18 protein-coding genes are annotated in these 17,794 nt (G+C 74.1%); 12 read left to right on the top strand and 6 right to left on the bottom strand.

Annotated features, from left to right (window positions below; all coding sequences use genetic code 11):
• Positions 1–41: 41 nt before the first annotated feature.
• Entirely contained in the window at positions 42–698 is a 657-nt protein-coding gene (locus tag AC6I72_RS09630) for a trimeric intracellular cation channel family protein (protein ID WP_078884107.1), read from the top strand.
• On the opposite strand, the gene AC6I72_RS09625 is transcribed toward AC6I72_RS09630, so the two are convergent.
• Positions 607–1,842: an alpha/beta hydrolase gene (locus tag AC6I72_RS09625; protein WP_498000414.1), complete on the bottom strand. Its 1,236-nt coding sequence runs from the start codon at positions 1,840–1,842 to the stop codon at positions 607–609. The two genes, AC6I72_RS09630 and AC6I72_RS09625, sit on opposite strands and share 92 nt — an antisense overlap.
• A 155-nt stretch (positions 1,843–1,997) precedes the next feature.
• Between AC6I72_RS09625 and AC6I72_RS09620 the strand changes: the two genes are divergently transcribed.
• On the top strand, positions 1,998–2,858 hold the full coding sequence (locus AC6I72_RS09620) for a thioesterase family protein (protein ID WP_498000413.1): 861 nt from the start codon (positions 1,998–2,000) through the stop codon (positions 2,856–2,858).
• On the opposite strand, the gene AC6I72_RS09615 is transcribed toward AC6I72_RS09620, so the two are convergent.
• On the bottom strand, positions 2,845–3,447 hold the full coding sequence (locus tag AC6I72_RS09615) for a TIGR03086 family metal-binding protein (protein ID WP_498000412.1): 603 nt from the start codon (positions 3,445–3,447) through the stop codon (positions 2,845–2,847). The two genes, AC6I72_RS09620 and AC6I72_RS09615, sit on opposite strands and share 14 nt — an antisense overlap.
• 122 nt (positions 3,448–3,569) lie before the next feature.
• Between AC6I72_RS09615 and AC6I72_RS09610 the strand changes: the two genes are divergently transcribed.
• Positions 3,570–4,547, top strand: a complete 978-nt coding sequence (locus tag AC6I72_RS09610) for a helix-turn-helix transcriptional regulator (protein ID WP_498000411.1) — start codon at positions 3,570–3,572, stop codon at positions 4,545–4,547.
• A 3-nt stretch (positions 4,548–4,550) separates the two neighbouring features.
• On the opposite strand, the gene AC6I72_RS09605 is transcribed toward AC6I72_RS09610, so the two are convergent.
• The gene (locus AC6I72_RS09605) at positions 4,551–5,174 is read right to left on the bottom strand and encodes a TetR family transcriptional regulator (RefSeq protein ID WP_498000410.1); all 624 of its coding nucleotides are present in this window, start codon (positions 5,172–5,174) and stop codon (positions 4,551–4,553) included.
• A gap of 134 nt (positions 5,175–5,308) precedes the next feature.
• Between AC6I72_RS09605 and AC6I72_RS09600 the strand changes: the two genes are divergently transcribed.
• The 3 genes from AC6I72_RS09600 (at position 5,309) to AC6I72_RS09590 (ending at position 7,372) form a co-directional block, all read left to right on the top strand.
• Positions 5,309–5,473 (top strand): hypothetical protein, encoded by a 165-nt coding sequence (locus AC6I72_RS09600; RefSeq protein WP_498000409.1) that lies wholly within the window; start codon positions 5,309–5,311, stop codon positions 5,471–5,473.
• 160 nt (positions 5,474–5,633) lie between these two features.
• Positions 5,634–5,900, top strand: a complete 267-nt coding sequence (locus tag AC6I72_RS09595; protein WP_498000408.1) for a DUF4190 domain-containing protein — start codon at positions 5,634–5,636, stop codon at positions 5,898–5,900.
• A gap of 302 nt (positions 5,901–6,202) precedes the next feature.
• On the top strand, positions 6,203–7,372 hold the full coding sequence (locus AC6I72_RS09590) for a cysteine desulfurase family protein (protein WP_498000407.1): 1,170 nt from the start codon (positions 6,203–6,205) through the stop codon (positions 7,370–7,372).
• A gap of 52 nt (positions 7,373–7,424) precedes the next feature.
• On the opposite strand, the gene AC6I72_RS09585 is transcribed toward AC6I72_RS09590, so the two are convergent.
• Complete coding sequence (locus AC6I72_RS09585) at positions 7,425–8,135, bottom strand: N-acetylmuramoyl-L-alanine amidase (RefSeq protein ID WP_498000406.1); 711 nt, start codon at positions 8,133–8,135, stop codon at positions 7,425–7,427.
• A 60-nt stretch (positions 8,136–8,195) separates the two neighbouring features.
• Between AC6I72_RS09585 and mnmA the strand changes: the two genes are divergently transcribed.
• Positions 8,196–9,326: a tRNA 2-thiouridine(34) synthase MnmA gene (gene mnmA, locus AC6I72_RS09580; protein WP_498000405.1), complete on the top strand. Its 1,131-nt coding sequence runs from the start codon at positions 8,196–8,198 to the stop codon at positions 9,324–9,326.
• An 84-nt stretch (positions 9,327–9,410) separates the two neighbouring features.
• On the opposite strand, the gene AC6I72_RS09575 is transcribed toward mnmA, so the two are convergent.
• Positions 9,411–10,190, bottom strand: a complete 780-nt coding sequence (locus tag AC6I72_RS09575) for an alpha/beta fold hydrolase (RefSeq protein ID WP_498000404.1) — start codon at positions 10,188–10,190, stop codon at positions 9,411–9,413.
• Positions 10,191–10,236: 46 nt separating this feature from the next.
• Positions 10,237–10,560, bottom strand: coding sequence for a DUF427 domain-containing protein (locus tag AC6I72_RS09570; protein WP_037858106.1), 324 nt, complete (start codon positions 10,558–10,560; stop codon positions 10,237–10,239).
• Between the two features lie 76 nt (positions 10,561–10,636).
• Between AC6I72_RS09570 and AC6I72_RS09565 the strand changes: the two genes are divergently transcribed.
• From AC6I72_RS09565 to AC6I72_RS09545, 5 genes are all read left to right on the top strand, one after another.
• A complete protein-coding gene (locus tag AC6I72_RS09565; protein WP_498000403.1) occupies positions 10,637–11,176 on the top strand; it encodes an LOG family protein in 540 nt (179 codons plus the stop codon).
• A 15-nt stretch (positions 11,177–11,191) separates the two neighbouring features.
• Positions 11,192–11,890: an SDR family oxidoreductase gene (locus AC6I72_RS09560; RefSeq protein ID WP_498000402.1), complete on the top strand. Its 699-nt coding sequence runs from the start codon at positions 11,192–11,194 to the stop codon at positions 11,888–11,890.
• Between the two features lie 30 nt (positions 11,891–11,920).
• Positions 11,921–12,928, top strand: coding sequence for a methionine synthase (locus AC6I72_RS09555; protein ID WP_498000401.1), 1,008 nt, complete (start codon positions 11,921–11,923; stop codon positions 12,926–12,928).
• A gap of 15 nt (positions 12,929–12,943) precedes the next feature.
• Complete coding sequence (gene ligA, locus AC6I72_RS09550; protein WP_498000400.1) at positions 12,944–15,139, top strand: NAD-dependent DNA ligase LigA; 2,196 nt, start codon at positions 12,944–12,946, stop codon at positions 15,137–15,139.
• A gap of 264 nt (positions 15,140–15,403) precedes the next feature.
• Positions 15,404–17,668 (top strand): putative bifunctional diguanylate cyclase/phosphodiesterase, encoded by a 2,265-nt coding sequence (locus AC6I72_RS09545; RefSeq protein WP_498000399.1) that lies wholly within the window; start codon positions 15,404–15,406, stop codon positions 17,666–17,668.
• Positions 17,669–17,794: the final 126 nt, after the last annotated feature.

Below are 17,794 nucleotides of genomic sequence, written 5' to 3'. Positions count from 1 at the left end.
GGCACCGCGGGACGGCGCCGCCCCCTGAGTAAGAATGTGGCGTGTCCCAGCAACTGTTCAGCCCCTCCGTCCAGCACACGGTCGACGTCGTCGGCATCTTCGTGTTCGCCATCTCCGGCGCGCTGCTGGCCGTCCGCAAGAACTTCGACGTCTTCGGTATCGCCGTGCTCGCCGAGGTCACCGCGCTGGGCGGAGGGCTGTTCCGCGACATCGTCATCGGGGCCGTGCCGCCGGCCGCCTTCACCGACCTGGGGTACTTCCTCACCCCGCTGATCGCCACCCTGGTGGTCTTCTTCCTGCACCCGCACGTGGAGCGCATCCAGCGGGCCGTCTACGTCTTCGACGCGGCCGGGCTCGGCCTGTTCTGCGTCTCGGGCACGACCAAGGCGTACGACTACGGGCTCAGCCTCACCTCGTCGGCGACCCTGGGGCTGGCCACCGCCGTGGGCGGCGGTGTGCTGCGGGACGTGCTCGCCAACGAGGTGCCCTCGCTGCTGCGCTGGGACCGCGACCTGTACGCGGTCCCGGCGATGGTCGGCGCCACCATGGTGGTGCTGTGCATCCGCTACGACGCGCTGACCCCGCTCACCACCGCGCTCGCGGTGCTCACCGCTTTCGTGCTCCGCCTGCTTGCGATGCGGTACCACTGGCGAGCTCCGCGGGCGTGGAACCGGCGTTCGACCGTCCGTGAGGAGTAGGCGGCGAGGCGGTGTGGCCGCCCTGGTGGCTCATCTGGAGGGTCAGCCAGCGGAACGCCGCGGGCACCTGGGGCCGCCACAGCGCCATGCTGTGCCCGCCCGCGCTGCGCGGCAGGAAGACCACGCGCACGGTCGTCGGCGGCTTCGCGACCTGCTCAAGCGCCACGCCGGCCTGGTAGCCGTCACCGGGCTCGCCGGAGAGGTAGAGCGCGACGCGCGGCGGCCTGCGGTACTTCTTCAGCAGCACGTAGGGGTTGTTCGCCCGGCGCAGGGCGGGGTTCTGCGCGGCCAGGGACGCGCTCTCGCCGATCGGGTCGTTGTAGCCGGACAGGCTCACCGCGGCCCGGTAGCGGTCGGGGTGGGCGACGGCGAGCTTGGCGGCGCAGTGCGCGCCGGCCGAGTAGCCCGCGGCGGCCCAGCCGTCGGGTGCGGCCTGGGCGCGGAAGTTGTCGTTGATCATCTTCGGTACGTCGATGCTCAGCCAGCTGTCCGCGTTCACGGTGCCCGGGATGTTGGCGCAGCCCGTGTCCGCCTTGGCGATCAGGTTGGTGCGCGGGGAGACCAGGATGAACGGGGCGACCCGGCCGCTGCGCATCAGCCCCTCGAGCTGCTCGTGCACCTTCATCGAACCGAACCAGGCCTTCGCCGAGCCGGGGTAGCCGGACAGCAGCTCCACCACGGGGAACTTCCTGCCGCGGTAGGCGGGCTCGTCGTACTGCGGCGGCAGCCAGACGTAGACCTCGGCGCTCACCCCGGAGACCCGGCCCTTCAGCTGGGTGACGCGGACCCCGCCCGCCGCCCGCATGCCGGGCCCGTCGGCCTGCGTGAACTTCTGCTCGACCTTGGGCAGCCTGCGGTAGGCGATGCCGCCGGTGCCGTCGGCGCCCAGGTCGGCGGCCTGCTGGACGTGGTTGCCCGTGCCGAGCAGGTCGCCCCAGTTGTCGTACAGGTTGTTGGCGTTGTTCACCAGGACGAAGACCAGGGTGATGGCCGTGGCCTGGGCGAACAGCAGCATCAGGGCCCGCAGGGCGGTGCGCAGCACCTTGGGGCCCCCGGTCCGCGTCCACAGGGCGAACGGCAGGACGAGGGCCACCACGGCCAGCGCGATGGTGGTGTACAGGAACGGAGTCCCGGTGAGGCTCATGTCCCCGTAGAGGGAAAACCGGGGCCGGGGGTTTACGGACGAGTGCGGACACTTACCGAGAAATTGCCGGACGTTCACGCAGCGCGGGACATCCGTCACGCAGGTGTCATCAGAGAAAGCTACCGCTTAGTAGTTTGCTGTTGTACGGTTCCCGTATGCCAGAAGCAGCCTCCGCCCCGGCCGTACGGGCCGCGATCGGCGACAGCGAGTTCGACCGGGACACCGCCGTCACGCGGCGCGCCCCCGGCGTCTACGACACCGACCTCTCGGCCGGCTGGACCATCATCAACGCCGTCAACGGCGGCTATCTGCTGGCCGTCCTCGGCCGCGCGCTCGCGGACGCCCTGCCGCACCCCGATCCGTTCACGATCTCGGCACACTACCTGACCGCATCGCGGCCCGGCCCGGCCGTCGTGCGCACCGAGGTGGTCCGTACCGGCCGCACCCTCTCCACCGGCCAGGCCTCCCTCTTCCAGCAGGAGGAGGACGGCACCGAGGTGGAACGCATCCGGGTCCTCGCCTCCTACGGCGACCTGGACGCGCTCCCCGACGACGTCCGCACCACCGCCGAGCCGCCCGCGCTCCCGCCGCTGGAGCAGTGCTTCGGCGCCGAGGACGGGCCGGCCCCGGTCGAGGGCAGCTCCGCCATCGCCGACCGCCTGATGCTCAAGCTGGACCCGGCCACCCTCGGCTGGGCGCTCGGCGCGCCGTCCGGCAAGGGCGAGATGCGCGCCTGGTTCGGGCTGGCCGACGGCCGCGACGCCGACCCGCTCTCGCTGCTGCTCGCGGTGGACGCGCTGCCGCCGACCGCGTTCGAACTCGGTCTCAAGGGCTGGGTCCCGACCGTCGAGCTGACCGTGCACGTCCGCTGCCGCCCCGCCCCGGGCCCGCTGCGGGTCTCGATCACCACCCGCAACCTGGCCGGCGGCTTCCTGGAGGAGGACGCCGAGGTGTGGGACGGCGCCGGCCGGCTGGTGGCGCAGTCCCGGCAGCTCGCGCGGGTCAGGCTCGGCTGAGCGGACGCCGGCCCAGCCAGGCCGCCAGCTGCTCGTACACGCCGGCTCCCTCGGGGACCGGCTGGGCCGAGCCGAAGGGGACCTGAGCGTCCCGCTCCGGCTCGGCCAGCACCCGGCGGGCGTTGGCGAGCGAGAACTCGGCCAGCTCCGCGTCGAGCGCCATCGGCCGGCCGAGGGCCTCGTTCAGGTCCCAGGTGTGGGTCACCAGCTCCATCACATAACCGGTGAGCGCGGCGCGGCCGGGCACCACGCCCCACGGTGCCCGTACCGTCGCCGCCATCCGCTCGTCGCTCGCCCACGCCTCGAGGACGCGGGTGCGGACCTCCTCGTAGACGGCGGACCAGCCGTCGTCCGGGACGCCGTCGGTGCTCGTGTCCACGGCGAGCCCGTCGCCGCCCGCGCCGATGACGGCGATCCGCCGGCTGCTGCCGACCACATGGCCCAGCAGCGCCCGCACGTCGAACTCGGTGCAGGGCGTCGGAGCGGTCAGCTGCTCGGGCCCGACGGCCGCGATCAGCGCGGCGGCCTGCTCGGTGGCGCGGGCGTAGAGGGGGCGGGGGTCGGCGGGACGGGAGTCGGGGGAGTTCATGCACTGCCTCTTCCGGTTCGGTGACCGGGCCCGCTGCCCGGTGCTGGACCGAGAATCGGCCGATAACCTGACAGCTTCCGTCAGCATTTGCCGTACCGGCCCGGAGGCGTGACCCTGGGGCCGTGAAGTCCGACCGCCTGCTGTCGATCCTGTTGCTCCTGCAGACCCGGGGCCGGGTGCCCGCGCACGAACTCGCCGGCCGGCTGGAGGTGTCGGTGCGCACCATCTACCGCGACGTCGAGTCGCTCTCGGCCGCCGGTGTCCCGGTCTACGCCGAACGGGGCCGGTACGGCGGCATCGAACTGCTCGCCGGTTTCCGTACCGACGTCACGGGCCTGACCGCCGACGAGTCCCGCGCGCTGTTCGTGCTGGCCGCGCAGGGCGCGCACGCGGCCCTCGGACTGGACTCGGCGCTCGGCTCGGCGCTGCGCAAGGTGATGGCGGCGCTCCCGGCCCCGCACCGGCCCGCCGCCGAGGAGGTCAGCCGCCGGATCCTGGTCGACGCCACCCGCTGGAGGAGCGGTCCGCACCGGGCGGTCGACCTGGGCGTCCTCCAGGACGCGGTGTTCACCGACCGCCGCCTGCGGCTGCGCTACCGGCACGGCGGCGACGCGAAGCCGCGGACGTACACCGTGGACCCCTACGGGCTGGTCGCCAAGGCGGGCGTCTGGTACCTGGTCGCCGACCGGCGCGGGGAGCCGCGGCTGTTCCGGGCCGACCGGGTGCGCTCGGCCCGGCTCCTGGACGAGCCGGTGCGGCGCAGGCCGGGCGTCGCACTCGCCGACGCCTGGGAGGTGCTGCGCCGCCGGGTGGAGGAGCGGCCCGGCGGCCTGGACGTCACCGTACGGGTGCGCCGCGAGCGCCTGGACATGTTCCTGCGCCTGTACGGCCCGTCACTGGCCGAGCACCCCGACGAGGGCGGGGAGGGCGAGTGGGTCACCGCTCGGCTGTCGTACGCCTCGGTGCGGGCGGTGCGGCAACTGCTGGGCTTCTGCGACCAGGTGGAGGTGGTGGCGCCGCCCGAGGCGCGCGCGGAGCTGCTCGCCGCGGCCGCCTCGGTCACCGGGCTGTACGAGCGCGGCGCGGGGCAGGGGGCGTGAGCCTCACTCCCGCCAGTGCCGGCGGCCGATGCTGATCAGGCGCAACTGCCGGGTCGCGAGCCGGGTGACCCGGTCGCGTTCCCCGGGGGAGTCCGGCGCCTCCAGGAAGAGCGAGGCGGTGATCAGCATCTGGTCGACGTACAGATGCGCGAGCATCAGCAGGTCGTCGTCGCTCCACCCCTCGGCCAGGGCGTCCTTGGCCAGTTCCGCCTTCACCTCGTGCGCGAACCGCGCCAGTTGCCCGCGTATGGCCTCGCGCACCGGCTGCACCCCGCCGTGCCGCTCCCGGGCGATGAACCGGACGTGGGCCGGGTACTCGGCCACATGACGGGCGATCAGGCCGACGGCGCGCGCGATGCGTTCCTCGCTGTCGTCCGCGGCGGTCACGGTGGTCCTGATCATCGGGTGCAGGCTGCCCAGCGCCTCCTCCACCAGGGCCACCCCGAGGTCGGCGGTGGAGCGGAAGTGCCGGTAGAAGGCGGTCGGGGCCACCCCGACGGCGCGTGTGACCTCGCGCAGCCCCAGGCTGCTCAGGCTCTGCTCCTCCAGCAGCGCCAGCGCCGCGTCCAGCAGGGCCTGGCGGGTCTTCTGCTTCTGGGCCTGCCGGACGCCGGGCGTGTGACTCATGCCATACAGTTAACAACTGTTCTCCGGAATTTCCAAGCGATGGGCGACGCTAGACTGGGTAGTCAGTGAACAACTGTTACCGCAAGCGCCCGCCGGAAGGACACCGGCCGGCGCCGAAGGGGGATCTCGTTCCCATGCTGTTCCTCGTCGCCGCACTGATGCTGCTCGGTGTGATCCTGGGCGCCGTCGCCCACGTGCCGCTCGGCCTCACCGCCGTGGCGGCCGCCGTGATCGCCGCCTGGCTCGCCGTCTTCGCACTCCGCGAGCGCCACGCCCGCCGCCGCGGCACCTCCCACTGACGCCGCCGGGGCCGCCCGGCGCCCTCGTGGGGCCGCCCGGACCCACGGGCCCGACGTGCGGTCGGGCCGGCCGGACACGCCGTCCGTCCGGCCCCGCACCGCCGCCCGACCCGCCCGGCCCCCCTCCGACCGTCCCGTACGACCACAGGAGCCACCCGTCATGCAGCTCACCGCACCGGCCACGCGCCGCACCGTCACGCGTGACGCCGACGGCATGGCCGTCGCGTCCTTCATCCTCGGCCTGCTCGGCCTGCTGGTCCTCAACGTCGTCCTCGGCCCCATCGCCGTCGTCCTGGCGGCGGTGGCCCTGTGGCGCGGCACCGGACGGCGCGGCCGCGCCCTGCTCGGCCTCACCCTGGGCATCGCCGACCTCGTCGTCCTCGTGGCCCTGACGCAGGTGGACCACACGGTGTCCTGGAGCTTCTAGGCCCTGTCGTCACATTCCCGTCGTCCGCCCGGAGGGCGGGCCTCGCGGCGTCAGGTGCGTGCTCTCGGCGTGCCGGGCCCTGACCCTCGTACTGGACGTACTCGGGTCCGGGCCCGGTGCGGCGAGAGTGCGTGCATGGCGTCGCGAGGCAGGCGGGAATGTGACGACAGGGCCCAGGGCACCTCGCGCGGACCCTGCCGCGGACGCGGGGCCCGGTCCGGCCGGGTGCCGCGGGTTCCCCGCGATCCGGCGCGACCTTGGCCGGGGGTCCCCGGCGGGCGACCCGTAGAATCAGCCTCACCATGGCTTACCTCGACCACGCCGCGACCACCCCCATGCTCCCGGAGGCGGCAGAGGCGCTGACCGCCGCGCTGGGCGTCACCGGCAACGCCTCCTCCCTCCACGCATCCGGCCGCCGGGCCCGCCGCACCGTCGAGGAGTCCCGCGAAGCCCTCGCCGAAGCACTCGGCGCCCGCCCCAGCGAGGTCGTCTTCACCTCCGGCGGCACCGAGGCCGACAACCTCGCCGTCAAGGGCCTGTTCTGGTCCCGCCGCGCCGCCGACCCGGCCCGCACCCGGATCCTGGCCAGCCCCGTCGAGCACCACGCCGTCCTCGACGCCGTGCACTGGCTCGGCGAGCACGAGGGCGCCACCGTCGAGTACCTGCCCGTCGACTCCCACGGCCGCGTCCACCCCGACGCCCTGCGCGAGGCCATCGCCCGCGACCCCGGCGACGTCGCCCTCGCCACGGTGATGTGGGCCAACAACGAGATCGGCACGGTGCTGCCGGTGGCCGAACTGGCCGCCGTCGCCGCCGAGTTCGGCGTCCCGCTGCACGCGGATGCGGTCCAGGCCTTCGGCCAGGTCCCCGTCGACTTCGCCGCCTCGGGCCTCGCCGCGATGACCGTCTCCGGACACAAGATCGGCGGCCCCTACGGCATCGGCGCGCTCCTCCTCGGCCGCGAGCACACGCCCGTACCCGTGCTGCACGGCGGCGGCCAGGAACGCCATGTCCGCTCCGGCACCCTGGACGTGCCCGCCATCGCCTCCTTCGCCGTGGCCGGCCGGCTCGCCGCCGAGCGGCGCGAGTGGTTCGCCCGCGAGATCGGCGCGCTGCGCGACGCGCTGATCACCGCCGTCCGCACGGCGGTCCCCGACGTGATCCTGGGCGGCGACCCCGCGCCCGCCGGGCGCCTTCCGGCCAACGCCCACTTCACCTTCCCCGGCTGCGAGGGCGACTCGCTGCTGCTCCTGCTGGACGCCCAGGGCATCGAGTGCTCCACCGGCTCGGCCTGCACCGCGGGCGTCGCCCAGCCCAGCCACGTCCTCCTCGCCACCGGCACCGACCCCGACCTGGCCCGCGGCACCCTCCGCTTCTCCCTGGGCCACACCTCCACGCAGGCCGACGTCGACGCCGTCGCCAAGGCCATCGGCCCGGCGGTGGAGCGGGCACGGGCGGCGGGGCTCAGCTGACACCGCGCGGTGGCCCGGCACGCGCGGCGCGGGAAGCCGGGGCGCGCCGGGCTCAGGCGCGCGCCGCCCGTGAGGCCGGCGCGGTGGGTGAGGCGCTCGGTGCCGGCGCGGTCCGCGCGCGGCGCACCAGCCGCAGGTAACGGTCCCAGTCCCAGTACGGCCCCGGGTCCGTGTGGTCGGTGCCCGGCACCTCCACGTGCCCGATGATGTGCTCCCGGTCGACGGGTATGCCGTACCGCCCGCAGATCCCGGCCGTCAGCCGGGCCGAGGCGGCGTACATCGCGTCGGTGAAGGAGGAGGCCTTGTCCACGAAGCCCTCGTGCTCTATGCCGACACTGCGCTCGTTGTACTCGCGGTTGCCCGCGTGGAAGGCCACGTCCAGCTCGCGGATCATCTGCGTCACGCGGCCGTCCGCGCCGACGATGTAGTGCGCCGCGGCCTGGTGCCCGGGGTCCTGGAACACCTTCACGGCGCTCGCGTAGCTGCCCTGCGTGACATGGACGACCACCCGGTCCACCGCGTAGTCGTCGGGCCGGTCCGCGCGCCGGTAGTTCGCCGGGGAGGCCGCCACCCAGCGGGCCCCGGCGAAGTCCACCGCACCGGCCACCCGGGGTCTGCGGTCGCCCGGCGATCGCAGGCCGCCGTGCCACAGCACCGCACCGCCCGCGACGGCCACCGCCCCGCCCACGAGCACCGCCCGCCGCGCCGGCCACCGTCCCGAGCCACCGGCCCCGCCGGCCGGCCCCGCCTTCTTCGCCCCCATACGGTCTCCAACGCATATCCGGCGGACCCGGTTCCCGCACCCCCGTACCCTGGAGGGGCTATGACTGACACCTCGCAGCGCTCCCGCCCCCTCCGCGTCCTCGCCGCCATGTCCGGCGGGGTGGACTCCGCCGTCGCCGCGGCCCGCGCCGCGGAAGCCGGTCACGACGTCACCGGCGTCCACCTCGCGCTCTCCGCCAACCCGCAGTCCTTCCGCACGGGCGCGCGGGGCTGCTGCACCATCGAGGACTCGCGCGACGCCCGCCGCGCCGCGGACGTCATCGGCATCCCCTTCTACGTGTGGGACCTCGCCGACCGCTTCCGCGAGGACGTCGTCGAGGACTTCGTCGCCGAGTACGAGGCGGGCCGCACCCCCAACCCGTGCCTGCGCTGCAACGAGAAGATCAAGTTCGCGGCGCTGCTGGACAAGGCGCTCGCCCTCGGCTTCGACGCGGTGTGCACCGGCCACTACGCGAAGGTGATCGAGCACGAGGACGGCACCCGCGAGCTGCACCGCGCCTCCGACATGGCCAAGGACCAGTCCTACGTCCTGGGCGTCCTCGACGAGAGGCAGCTCGCGCACGCGCTGTTCCCGCTCGGCGACACCGTCACCACCAAGGACGAGATCCGCGCCGAGGCCGAGCGCCGGGGCCTGGCCGTCGCCAAGAAGCCCGACTCGCACGACATCTGCTTCATCGCGGACGGCGACACCCAGGGCTTCCTGGCCCGCCGCCTGGGCAAGGCGGAGGGCGACATCGTCGACGAGTCCGGCGCGGTCGTCGGCACCCACGAGGGCGCCTACGGCTTCACCGTCGGCCAGCGCAAGGGCCTGCGGATCGGCACCCCGGCGCCCGACGGCAAGCCGCGCTACGTCCTGGACATCTCCCCGGTGACCAACACGGTGACGGTCGGCCCGGCCGCCGCCCTCGACGTCGACGCCCTCACCGCGATCAGGCCCCGCTGGTGCGGCACCGCGCCCACCGGCCCCGGCACCTACACCGCCCAGCTCCGCGCCCACGGCGGCGAGAGCGAGGTGCGCGCCGAACTGGTCGACGGCACCCTGGAGGTGACGTTCACCGAGCCGGTGCGCGGGGTCGCCCCCGGACAGGCGATCGTGCTGTACGACGGCACGCGCGTGGTGGGCTCGGCGACGATCGCGACGACCCGGCGGGCCACGGCGGGCGCCGCGTGAGCGCGGAGCGCCCCTGGAACCTCCCGTCCGGCTCAGGCCGGGCTCGCGGACTCCGGCACTGATCCGGACGGAAGACGAAAGCCCCTACGCCCCGTAGAACTCCGCGAGCACCGGCGCCAGCACCTCCGGCTCCACCGCGTGGGTCTGGCCCGCCAGGACGCGGTACGTGCCCTGGGGGGCGGCCAGGGCCACCTGGCGGGCCGCCTCGCGCATCCACACCGGGCCCGCGTCGCCCGCGACGGCCAGGAGCGGCACGGTGACGCCCGCCAGCAGGCCGCCCGGGACCGTGCCGTCGCCCATGACCGCGTCGTCGTAGGCGAGGGTGGGGGCGACGGCCTCCAGGCCCGGCCACATGGGGGACTGGCGGGCGTTCACGATCATCTGCTCCGCCAGTCCGGTGACGCGCAGGAACAGCTCCACCGCGTCGCCGCGGCGGCCCTGCGCGAGCGCCCGCTCCAGCTCCTCGGTGTACCGGGCGTGGTCCGCGGCACGGTCCTCCCGGACGTCGAACGGCGGCTCGTACACCGCGACCCGCCGCACCGGCAGCCCGGCCGCCGCCGCCCGCAGGGCCAGCGCACCGCCCGAGGAGATGCCGTAGAGCGCCGCGTCGCCGCCCACCGCGTCGATCACGGCCGCGAGGTCCTCCACCTCGCGCTCCACCGCGTACGGCGCGGTGTCCCCGCTCTCGCCGCGGCCCCGCCGGTCGTACACGACCGCACAGAACCGCCGCGACAGCGCCGCCGCCAGCGGCGCGACCGTGGCACCCGTCGACATCGCCCCGCTGACCAGGACGACCACCGGACCCGTGCCGGTGCGCTGGTAGGCGATCGGGGTGCCGTCACGCGAGAGGGTCTTCTTGTCCATGGCTTCGAAGACTGCCACAAGACCGCCGCGTCGGCGGCTCAGCGGGCTACAGCACCTCGGCGTCGTAGAAGCACAGGTGGTCCTTGATCCGCGCGACCTCGGGCTTCGGGTCCGGGTAGGCCCAGGCGAGGTCCGCGGCGTCGGGCAGCGACCAGTAGGAGGCGTCGCCCTTGAAGGGGCAGTGGGTGTGCGTGCCGGAGGGGGTCAGCAGGTCGAGGCGCACGTCCTCGGCGGGCAGGTAGTAGCGCGGGGGACAGCCGGTCTCGCGCAGCACCAGGGGGCGGTGGCTCTCGGCCAGGACCTGGCCGCCGCGCACCACGCGCACGTGCTCGTCGCCCTGTTCGACGGTGATCGTGTGTCCTTGGGTCATACCGGGGACAGCGCTCGCGCGCGCGGGCTTCTTCCCGCGCGCGGGAAGAACCCTCCGGCCGCGTACCGTGGGGCGCATGAACATCTGCGTCTTCCTCTCCGCCGCCGACCTCGACGACCGCTACACGCGTCCCGCGCGGGACTTCGCCCGGCTGCTCGGCAAGGGCGGGCACAGCCTGGTGTGGGGCGGCTCGGACACCGGCCTGATGAAGGTGGTCGCGGACGGCGTGCACGAGACGGGCGGCCGGCTGATCGGCGTGTCGGTCGACTTCCTGTCGGCCAAGGCCCGGCCCGGCGCCGACGAGATGGTGATCGCGGGCGACCTCGCCGAACGCAAGAAGCTGCTCCTGGAGAAGGCCGACGCGGTGGTGATCCTGGTGGGCGGCACCGGCACCCTCGACGAGGCCACCGAGATCCTGGAGCTGAAGAAGCACGGCCGGACGGACAAGCCGGTGGTGCTGCTCAACACGGCGGGCTTCTACGACGGCCTGCGCGAGCAGTTCCGCCGGATGGAGGAGGAGGGGTTCCTGCCCCGGCCGCTGGCCGAGCTGGTGTTCTTCGCCGAGGAGCCCGCGGACGCGCTCGCGTACCTGGAGGAGTCGCCGGGCGCCCGCTGACCGGCGGGTGCGAGCATGGCGGGCATGGCTACACATGTGATCACCGGGGCCGGTTCCGGCATCGGCGCGGCCGTCGCCCGCCGTCTGCACGCGCGCGGGGACGACCTCGTGCTGCACGCGCGCGACGCGGGCCGGGCCAAGGAACTGGCCGCCGGGTTCCCCGGCGCCCGCACCCTGGTCGGCGACCTGGCCGACCCGGACCGGCTCAGCTGGGCGTTCTCGCACCAGACGCTCCCCGACCGGGTCGACTCCCTGCTGCACGTCGCGGGCGTGGTCGACCTCGGCCCCGTCGGTGAGCTGACGCCGAAGTCCTGGCACCACCAGCTGAACGTCAACCTGGTCGCCCCCGCCGAGCTGACCCGCCACTTCCTGCCCCAGCTGCGCGCCGCACGCGGCCACGTGGTCTTCGTCAACTCGGGCGCGGGCCTGAGCGCGCACGCCGACTGGTCGGCCTACGCCGCCTCCAAGCACGGCCTGAAGGCCCTCGCCGACGCCCTGCGCCAGGAGGAGCACCCGAACGGTGTCCGCGTCACCTCCGTCTACCCGGGCCGCACCGCGAGCCCCATGCAGGCCAAGGTGCACCGGCAGGAGGGCAAGGAGTACGACCCCGGGAAGTGGATCGACCCCGAGTCCGTGGCGACCACCGTCCTGATGGCCCTCGACCTGCCCCGCGACGCGGAGGTGAACGACCTGACGGTGCGCCCGGGGCGCTGACCCTGGCCGGCCGTTCCGTACGCTGCTGCGGTGAGCGAAAACAGCCAGTTCAGCTTCGGTGGCGCCACCGGGCTCGGGTCGATGCCCGGCGGGGACGCCCGCGAGGCCGTCAAGACCGTCACCGGGACCTTCGAGGACTTCCCCCACCTGCCCGAACTGCCCGCGCGCGGGCCGGGCGCCGACATGATCGGGCGTACCGCGGGCATGCTCGTCGAGATGTACGCGCGCGTGGAGCCCAGCGGGTGGCGCCTGGGCGACCGGCCGGGACGGGACACCAGACGGGCGCGGTCCTGGCTGGGCGAGGACCTCGACGCCCTGGAGGAGTTCACCCAGGGCCACGAGGGCGCCCTGAAGGTCCAGGCGGTGGGGCCGTGGACGCTCGCCGCGAACCTGGAGCTGAGGAACGGCGAGGCCGCCCTGTCCGACGCCGGCGCCTGCCGGGACCTCGCCGGCTCGCTCGCCGAGGGGCTGCGGCTGCACCTCGCGGAGGTCCGGAGGCGGGTGCCCGGCGCCCGCCTCGTCCTCCAGCTCGACGAACCGTCCCTCACCGCCGTGCTGCGCGGGCAGGTGCGGACCGCCAGCGGCTACCGCACCCACCGTGCCGTCGACCGGCAGGCCGTGGAGGCCACCCTGCGGGACGTCCTCGCCGTCCACCCCGGCGGGCCCGTCGTCGTCCACTCCTGCGCGCCCGACGTGCCGTTCGCGCTGCTGCGCCGGGCGGGCGCCGCCGGCGTCTCCTTCGACCTCTCGCTCCTCACCGAGCGTGACGACGAGGCGATCGGGGAGGCGGTGGAAGGCGGCACCCACCTCTTCGCCGGTGTCGTCCCCACCACGGACGGCCCGTTGTCAGACCCTGCCGGTAGCGTCATGGGTGTCAGAACGCTGTGGCGCAGGCTGGGGCTGCGACCGGGGCTGCTCGCCCGGTCGGTCACCCTCACCCCGGCGTGCGGACTCGCGGGCGCTTCCCCCGCGTACGCACGCCAGGCCCTCGCCCACTGCGTACGGGCGGCGAGATCCCTCGCGGACAACCCAGAGTAACGGGAGGACAACACGGTGGCCGGCGACAAGCAGCAAGCGGAAACAGCGGTGCCCGCCGAGGCGCGGGAGGAGCACGCCCGGCTCGCGGAGCAGGTCGAGGAGCACCGCTTCCGGTACTACGTCAAGGATGCCCCTGTCATCAGCGACGCCGACTTCGACCGGCTGCTGCGCTCCCTGGAGGCACTGGAGGACAAGCACCCGGAGCTGCGCACGCCCGACTCGCCGACCCAGAAGGTCGCCGGCTCGTACGCCACGGAGTTCACCGCGGTCGAGCACCGCGAGCGGATGCTCTCCCTGGACAACACGTTCAACGACGACGACCTCGCCGCCTGGGCCGACCGCATCGCCAGGGAACTGGGCGAGCAGGAGTACCACTTCCTGTGCGAGCTGAAGGTCGACGGCCTCGCCGTCAACCTCACCTACGAGCACGGCCGGCTCACCCGCGCCGCCACCCGCGGCGACGGCCGCACCGGCGAGGACATCACCCCCAACGTCCGCACGATCGCCGAGATCCCCGACCGGCTGCACGGCGACGAGGTGCCCGACCTCGTGGAGATCCGCGGCGAGGTCTACTTCCCGATGGACAAGTTCGAGGAGCTGAACGCCCGGCTGGTCGCGGCCGGCGACAAGCCCTTCGCCAACCCGCGCAACGCGGCGGCCGGTTCGCTGCGCCAGAAGGACCCGCGCGTCACCGCCACCCGCCCGCTGCACATGGTGGTCCACGGCATCGGCGCCCTCCGGGGGTACGAGGGCCTCACCCGCCTCTCCCAGGCCTACGAGCTGCTGCACACCTGGGGCCTGCCCACCTCCCCGCACAACAGGGTGGTCGACGGCCTCGCGGGCGTACGGGAGTTCATCGCCCACTACGGCGAGAACCGGCACTCCGTGGCGCACGAGATCGACGGCGCCGTCATCAAGCTCGACGAGATCCGCCTCCAGGGCCGGCTCGGCTCCACGGCCCGCGCGCCCCGCTGGGCGATCGCGTACAAGTACGCGCCCGAAGAGGTCAACACCAGGCTCATCGACATCAAGGTGGGCGTCGGCCGCACCGGCCGGGTCACGCCGTACGCCCAGGTGGAGCCGGTCACCGTGGCCGGCTCCGAGGTCGAGTTCGCCACCCTGCACAACCAGGAGGTGGTCAAGGCCAAGGGCGTCCTCATCGGGGACACGGTGGTGCTGCGCAAGGCCGGTGACGTCATCCCGGAGATCCTCGGTCCGGTCGTCGACCTGCGCGACGGCAGCGAGCGGGAGTTCGTGATGCCCGCCGAGTGCCCCGAGTGCGGGACGCCGCTGCGGGCCATGAAGGAGGGCGACATCGACCTCCGCTGCCCCAACGCCCGCACCTGCCCGGCCCAGTTGCGCGAACGGGTCTCCTACCTCGCGGGCCGTGAGTGCCTGGACATCGAGCACTTCGGCGCGGTGGCCGCCGCCGCGCTCACCCGCCCGCTGGAACCGGCCGATCCGCCGCTGGCCGACGAGGGCGACCTGTTCGACCTGACGGTGGAGAAACTGCTGCCCATCAAGGCCTACGTCCTCGACCCGGACAGCGGGCTGCCCAAGCGCGACCCGAAGACGGGCGAGGAGAAGGTCGTCACGGTCTTCGCCAACCAGAAGGGCGAGCCGAAGAAGAACACCCTCGCGCTGCTGCGGAACATCGAGGCGGCCAAGGACCGTCCGCTGGCCCGTTTCCTGAACGGGCTTTCCATCCGGCACGTCGGCCCGGTCGCGGCCCAGGCACTGGCGCGCGAGTTCCGTTCCGTCGACCGCATCGACCAGGCCACCGAGGAGGAACTGGCCGGCACCGACGGGGTCGGCCCGATCATCGCCGCCGCGGTCAAGGAGTGGTTCGCCGAGGAGTGGCACCGCGAGATCGTGCGCAAGTGGAAGGCCGCCGGAGTCCCGTTGGAGGACAGGTCCTCGGGAGAGGAGCAGGGGCCGCGTCCGCTGGAGGGCCTGACGGTCGTGGTCACCGGCACCCTGGAGCACTTCACCCGGGACGGCGCCAAGGAGGCGCTGCAGACCCGGGGTGCGAAGGTGACCGGTTCGGTCTCCAAGAAGACCGCCTTCGTGGTGGTGGGGGACAACCCCGGTTCGAAGTACGACAAGGCGATGCAGCTGAAGGTCCCGGTCCTGAACGAGGAGGGTTTCGGGGTACTGCTGGAACAGGGACCGGACGCGGCGGCCGAAGTCGCCCTGCCGACCGGCGAGTAGCGGTTGAAGGCCCCCCGTTCGGCGCATACCAGATGCATACGGGTGGCCGGGGCGCATTCGGGCAACCGTCGGCGACCGCTGCCCGGGGAAGCCTTCCGCGGCCTACTGTTGAGGGGTGCGCCCGCCGTGCCCGGCTGGGGTAGGTCGGGGCGTCCCCGTGCTCCTGCCGAGTACGTGGAAGGATTTTCCAGCGCGGCCGTGCCCAGGGGACGTCGGGCACCGGGCCGCGTGGCGTGGGCACCGCCGGCAGTGAGAGGGACGGGAATGGAACCGACCGAGAGCGCCGCCCCGCACTCACGGCTGCGCCGGATGACCGGCGCATGGCGAGGGGGCCGGGAGCGGGCGGCAGAGCGTCCGGCCGCGGACAGGCACACCGGGCGCGCGGGACTCGCGGCCCGCGCCGCCCGGTCGTACCCGGTGGCGGAGGACCACGTCCCCGCGGGCCCGCCCGGCCGGGGCGTCTCCGCGCTGCCGGGCGCCGGGGCCGAGCGGCCCCCGGCCCGGCCGGCCCTGCCCACGGTGGTCGTCGCGGTGGCCGCCCTCGCCCTCGGCGCCGGTCTCTACGGCGCCTTCTCCGCCGGGCACGCCCTCTTCCCCTCCGGTACGGCCGGCTGGTCGCTGGCCGTGCTCACCGGCGTCATCGTCGGCCACCTGGTCATGCTCGGCCGGGCCCGCTGGTGGGGCGGCACCGGCTCCGGCGCCGCCCTCACCCTGGCCGTGCTCCTGCTCTACGGCTGGGTCCCGGCCGGCCTGGTCAGCCTCACCGTCGTCGTCCTGGTCGGCATTGCCAGGCGGCACCGCTGGCGCCCGGGCGTGCTGCACGGCGCGGTCGACATCCTCGGCATCGGCGCCGCCGCCCTGGTCCTCGGCGCCTTCGGCCGGGTACCGACCGTGGAGCGGCCCTGGGACCCGGGCACCTGGACCGCGTACACCGCCCCCCAGGTGGTGCTGGTCGCCGCCGTCTACCTCGCGGTCACCCGCGTCCTGCTGTGGTACCTGCACTCCCCGCGCACCGACCCGCTGCCCACCGTCGCCCGCACCGCGCTGGTCCGGCAGGGCCTGGTCGCGGTGGCGCTGCTCGGGATCGCCCCGCTGGTCTGCGTCGTCGCCGTCGCCGCACCGGTGCTGCTGCCGCTGTTCGCCATCCCGCTCATCGCCCTCGACTCCACGCTGTGGATCGCCCGCGCCCGCGCCGAGGAACAACTGCGCGACCCGCTGACCGGGCTGCCCAACCGGCAGTGGCTCCTGGAGCGCATCTGGACCGCCCTGGACGACGCCGAACGCATCGGCGCCCGCGCCGCCCTGATGCTGATCGACCTCGACCGTTTCCGCTCGGTCAACGACACCCTCGGTCACCTCGCCGGGGACCGGCTGCTGCTCCAGATCGCCGACCGGCTGCGGCAGGCCCTGCCGCGCGGCGCGGAGGCGGCCCGGCTCGGCGGCGACGAGTTCGCCGTCTTACTGCCCGTCGCCGACTCCACGACGTCCGCGACGCGCATCGCGCGCGGCCTGGTCACCACCCTCAGCTCCCCGCTCGACCTCGACGGACTCACCCTCGTCCTGGAGGCCAGCGCCGGGGTCGCCGTCTTTCCCGACCACGCCCTGGACGCCGAAGGCATGCTGCGCCGGGCGGACGTGGCGATGTACCAGGCCAAGCGGGACCGGACGGGCGTGGAGGCCTACGAGTCCAAGCGGGACTCCAACACCCCCGACCGGCTCGGGCTGCTCGGCGATCTGCGCCGGGCCCTGGACGCCCACGAGGTCCGGCTGCACTACCAGCCCAAGGTCCGCTTCGACGGCCAGGTCGCCGGCCTGGAGGCGCTGGTGCGCTGGGTGCACCCCGAGCGCGGCAAGGTCCCGCCGGACGAGTTCATAGCGATAGCCGAGTCCTCCGGACTGATGCCCCACCTGACGGAGTACGTACTGGAGACCGCCCTCGGACAGGTCGCCGCGTGGCGCGCCCAGGGCCTGTTCGTCCCGGTCGCCGTCAACGTCTCCCCGCGCGACGTGCACACCCCCGGCTTCGCCGGCTCGGTGGCCGCCCGCCTGGCCCGGCACGGCGTCCCGGCGGGCGCCCTCCAGCTGGAGATCACCGAGCACGTCCTCCTGGAGGACCCGCAGCGGGCCGCCGACACGCTGGCCGGCCTGACCGCGCACGGTGTGAAGATGTCGCTGGACGACTTCGGCACCGGCTACTCCTCGCTGGTGCACCTGCGGCGGCTGCCGGTGAGCGAGCTGAAGATCGACCGTTCGTTCGTGGCCCGCCTCGCGGTGGACACCGAGGACGCGGAGATCGTGCGCTGCACCGTCGACCTCGCGCACTCCCTGGGCCTGCTCGTCGTCGCGGAGGGCGTCGAGGACGACGAGACCTGGGAGCGGCTGCGCGACCTGGGCTGCGACGCCGTACAAGGCTGGCTGGTCGCCGCCGCCATGCCGCCCGACGAGACGACGGCGTGGCTGCGGGCGCGCGGGTCGCGCGGCTGGGTGCGGCCCGCCGCGGCGCTGCCCGCCGCGGCCGGCGACGAGTGAGGCTCCGGGCGGACGGCGAGCAGGCCCCGGGCCGGCGCGGCGCGCGAGGTACCGGCCCGCCTGCCCGCCGCGGCTGAAGGGTGCGCGCCGCTGTCCGGCGCCGTCGGGGCCCGCGCTGCCGCTGAG

This window comes from Streptomyces sp. Xyl84, from assembly GCF_059731885.1.
Note: the sequence above shows the minus strand (reverse complement) of the source record. Positions and strands in the feature narration are given on the sequence as shown.

What these genes read in the sequence shown, in the direction of transcription:
- AC6I72_RS09625 (WP_498000414.1), bottom strand. Translation starts at nt 1,842, where the DNA reads ATGAGCCTCACCGGGACTCCGTTCCTGTACACCACCATCGCGCTGGCC.
- AC6I72_RS09620 (WP_498000413.1), top strand. Translation starts at nt 1,998, where the DNA reads ATGCCAGAAGCAGCCTCCGCCCCGGCCGTACGGGCCGCGATCGGCGAC.
- AC6I72_RS09615 (WP_498000412.1), bottom strand. Translation starts at nt 3,447, where the DNA reads ATGAACTCCCCCGACTCCCGTCCCGCCGACCCCCGCCCCCTCTACGCC.
- AC6I72_RS09605 (WP_498000410.1), bottom strand. Translation starts at nt 5,174, where the DNA reads ATGAGTCACACGCCCGGCGTCCGGCAGGCCCAGAAGCAGAAGACCCGC.
- AC6I72_RS09600 (WP_498000409.1), top strand. Translation starts at nt 5,309, where the DNA reads ATGCTGTTCCTCGTCGCCGCACTGATGCTGCTCGGTGTGATCCTGGGC.
- AC6I72_RS09595 (WP_498000408.1), top strand. Translation starts at nt 5,634, where the DNA reads ATGCAGCTCACCGCACCGGCCACGCGCCGCACCGTCACGCGTGACGCC.
- AC6I72_RS09590 (WP_498000407.1), top strand. Translation starts at nt 6,203, where the DNA reads ATGGCTTACCTCGACCACGCCGCGACCACCCCCATGCTCCCGGAGGCG.
- AC6I72_RS09585 (WP_498000406.1), bottom strand. Translation starts at nt 8,135, where the DNA reads ATGGGGGCGAAGAAGGCGGGGCCGGCCGGCGGGGCCGGTGGCTCGGGA.
- mnmA (WP_498000405.1), top strand. Translation starts at nt 8,196, where the DNA reads ATGACTGACACCTCGCAGCGCTCCCGCCCCCTCCGCGTCCTCGCCGCC.
- AC6I72_RS09575 (WP_498000404.1), bottom strand. Translation starts at nt 10,190, where the DNA reads ATGGACAAGAAGACCCTCTCGCGTGACGGCACCCCGATCGCCTACCAG.
- AC6I72_RS09570 (WP_037858106.1), bottom strand. Translation starts at nt 10,560, where the DNA reads ATGACCCAAGGACACACGATCACCGTCGAACAGGGCGACGAGCACGTG.
- AC6I72_RS09565 (WP_498000403.1), top strand. Translation starts at nt 10,637, where the DNA reads ATGAACATCTGCGTCTTCCTCTCCGCCGCCGACCTCGACGACCGCTAC.
- AC6I72_RS09560 (WP_498000402.1), top strand. Translation starts at nt 11,192, where the DNA reads ATGGCGGGCATGGCTACACATGTGATCACCGGGGCCGGTTCCGGCATC.
- AC6I72_RS09545 (WP_498000399.1), top strand. Translation starts at nt 15,404, where the DNA reads ATGGAACCGACCGAGAGCGCCGCCCCGCACTCACGGCTGCGCCGGATG.